Genomic DNA, 3,170 nt, shown 5'->3' with positions numbered 1-3,170 from the left:
GGTGTTGTTGCCCGCGATATACAGCCCATTCACCTGGCTGTCTGGGCTGATGTAGAGCGAATAGGCATCGCCCTTGAGCAGGCCGGCGTTGACCAGGCCCTGGCTCAAGGTGCTGCCGAGGACCTCCACGCCAATGCTGCTGCCCACGATGCTGCCTGGGTTGGTGAGCGGCCCTTCGAGCGTGGAACTGCTGATCTGCAGCCCACGGCTATTGGGGTCGTAATCGTCTGGGTCGGTGTCGGCCGCCAATTCGGTGCCAATGTGCCCATAGTTGCTGAAGGTTCCGCCCACCGTAGTGTCGCTCAGTTCCACCGCGCCCTTGGCCGCGACCAGCGAGCCGCGGTTGACCAGGTTGCCGTCGAGGGTCACGCCGGTCAGCTGAACGGCCCGGGTCAGCCCGCTGATGCTGCCCCGGTTGATAAAGTCATCGTCGATGGTCGTAGAGGTCATCACCACGCCGCGGCCTCGGTGCTCTTCGCTGTCCCGGTTACCGATGATGCTGCCGCTGTTTGAGAAGCTACCGCCAATGTGGGTAGTGTTGAGCAGCACTGCGGTCTTGGCCAACATCTGCCCGCTGTTGATGATGCTGCCGAAGATAAAGGCGTCGCGATCACCACGCAGGGCAACGCCGAAGTTGCCGCCCTCCAAGGTGCCAGTGTTTTTCACATCGCCACCCACCAGGCCGCCGTACAGGGAAAGGCCGCCGTAGCCGTCGGTACCAGGGCCGATCCAGCCCGAGTTGGTAACGCTGCCGGTGATGATGTTATCCACCAGGCCCAGGTCGCCGCTGCTCACGTACAGGGTGCCGCTGTTGCGGATGCTGCCCAGCCGGCTGTTGCTGATGAACACGCCAGAGCCGGAATTGATGGTGCCGGTGTTGACCACGCCACCCTTGATGGTCATGTCTACGATTCGTAGCGCGGTGATCCCGTCGGACAGGCGGCCGGTGTTGATAAAGCGCCCTGCCACATAGCTGCCATTGAGGTAGGTGGCGCCACGCAGCGTACCGGTATTGACGATATCGCCATACACCAGGCCGCCTGTAAGCAATAGGGGATTGCTGCCACTGTCGATCTTGCCGCTGTTGCGGATCGACCCATTGATCACCGAATTGTCCACCCGGATCCCGGAGGTGCCGCCACTGATGTCGCCACTGTTGAGAATGCTGCCGCCGATCGCGCTGTTGAGCACGGCGACCACCGCGTCGTTATAGCCTGCTTGCAGGGTGCCCGAGTTACTCAGGTTGCCAGCGATGCCGACGTTGTCGGCATGGATCGCCGCGCCTTGATCAGCAGTGATAACGCCCGCGTTGATCACGCTGCCGCCGAACTGTGAATCCCGCAGGCTAATGCCCGTGTTTGCATGAATAGTGCCCGTGGCGCTGTTGTACAGCTTGCCGCTCAGGCTACTGCCGCCCAGGCTGCTACCAGAGAGGCTGATGCCCACCGCCCCCTCCAGGCTGCCGCCATTGACGATCTGCCCGGCCGCCACCCCGACCGCGCTGATCGCGGCAACGTCGCTTACAGTGATGGCGCCTTCCTCGGTGAGCCGCACGCTGCTGCCGGTGTCGAGCGTGCAGGCTGCGGTGGTGCGGCTATCGATCACCGTGTTGGTGGTGGCGCAACTGCCTCCAGCCTCGGCGCTTTCGGTTCCTAGCGCGCCGATGGCCAGCACTACCGCCACCGCGAGGTGGTGAGGGGCGTGGCCGATGAGTTTGTGTGAGGTAACGCTAGAGCGGGAAGTGGTCGACTGCCATTGCTGACCAGGGTTGCGGTTATCCATGGTGCACCCCTGCCTTGTTGGTTTTGCTTGGTATAGGCAGGCGGGCGGGGGCTGTCAAAGCCGTGTATCGGCCTGGCACCCCGCTCGTGAGGCAATCCAGGGCTCGCCCTGTGGGTTGGCGCAGTTGCGAACCCCGGCGGTGGCCATGTTTGCGGGCTTTGCCCTCTCCCACGGGGCCGGCGCCGGCCTGAATGTGTAGGAGTTGGCGAAGCCTGCGAACCGAAGGCGCCACAGGGTAAACGCTGGCGCGGCTGTTCGCGGCTTTGCCCGCTATTGGCTAGCGATCATTGGGGTATCAGCTCTGATGGGCCTGCATATAGTGGCGTAGCAGTTGATTGATGCGTGTTTGGTAGCCTGTGCCTTGGGCCTTGAACCACTCCAGCACGTCAGCATCCAGGCGGATGGTTACCGTCTGCTTTACCGGCACGCGCAGTTCGGCGCTGCGAAAGAAGTCCTCGCCCAGCTCGGGGCTATCGCTGGTATCGATGTCTTGGTCTTGCAGTTTGGCCAGGCGTTCCCAGTCAGTTTTCGATGGTTTCGACATAGTGTTTGGCCTCCTGTTTGGTAGCTTTTCGAGCGGAAATGATGCGAATCGTCTCGCCCCGCCGCTCGGTATACACGACTACGCCAATCAATATTTATCCAGCCGATGCTGACCCAGCGCTCTTCGCCGTAATCCTGTCGGTCGTCACGCAGGGTCAGCATTGGGTGCTGGAACATATCCGGTACGTCAGTGAAGTCGATGCCGTGCTTGCGGATATTGGCCAGGTTCTTGGCCTCGTCCCACTCGAAGCGCATGGGCTATCCTGTATTTACTTTTGTACATACACGATAGCGCGTTCAGCAAGTATGCGCACTCCTATTTGAACCCTGTTACTGAAGAGGAGGGATCAAACGGCAGGCTAGGCCGCACGTTGCTGGCAGGCGGGCGGGGCTGTCAAAGCCGTGCATCGGCCTGGCACCCGGCTGGTGAGGCCAAGTTCGCGGGCTTTGCCCGCTCCTACGGACCGGCGCCGGTCTGAACTGTAGGAGCGGGCGAAGCTTGCGGCGCCCTGAAGGTGGTGGGCGGGATCAGTGAGGCCAAGTTCGCGGGCTTTGCCCGCTCCTACAGACCGGCGCCGGTCTGAACTGTAGGAGCGGGCGACGCCCGCGATGCCCTGGCGGTGACAGGCTAGATCAAATGGCGGCTAGGCCGCACGTTGCTGGCAGGCGGGCGGGGCGGTAAAAGCCGTGTATCGGCCTGGCACCTGGCTGGTGGGCCAAGTTCGCGGGCTTTGCCCGCTCCTACGGACCGGCGCCGGTCTGAACTGTAGGAGCGGGCGACGCCCGCGATGCCCTGAAGGGGTGGCGGGCGGGATCAAAATGGCACGCTAAACCGCACCGACGCC

2 protein-coding genes and 1 pseudogene are annotated in these 3,170 nt (G+C 62.6%); all 3 read right to left on the bottom strand.

What is annotated here, in order from left to right:
* Positions 1-1,782 (bottom strand): hypothetical protein (locus OGL93_RS22060; protein ID WP_263265151.1); only part of this gene is annotated, 1,782 nt, incomplete at its 3' end.
* 295 nt (positions 1,783-2,077) lie between these two features.
* Entirely contained in the window at positions 2,078-2,326 is a 249-nt protein-coding gene (locus OGL93_RS22055) for a BrnA antitoxin family protein (protein ID WP_263265150.1), read from the bottom strand.
* Positions 2,304-2,580, bottom strand: a pseudogene (locus OGL93_RS22050) (BrnT family toxin). The gene OGL93_RS22055 and the pseudogene OGL93_RS22050 overlap by 23 nt, the downstream one beginning before the upstream one ends.
* Positions 2,581-3,170 lie beyond the last annotated feature (590 nt).

Origin of the sequence: Pseudomonas sp. RIT-PI-S (genome assembly GCF_025642975.1) — a bacterium.
Taxonomy (GTDB): domain Bacteria; phylum Pseudomonadota; class Gammaproteobacteria; order Pseudomonadales; family Pseudomonadaceae; genus Aquipseudomonas.
Note: the sequence above shows the minus strand (reverse complement) of the source record. Positions and strands in the feature narration are given on the sequence as shown.

Coding starts and splice junctions, on each gene's coding strand:
- OGL93_RS22055 (WP_263265150.1), bottom strand. CDS start 2,326: ATGTCGAAACCATCGAAAACTGACTGGGAACGCCTGGCCAAACTGCAA.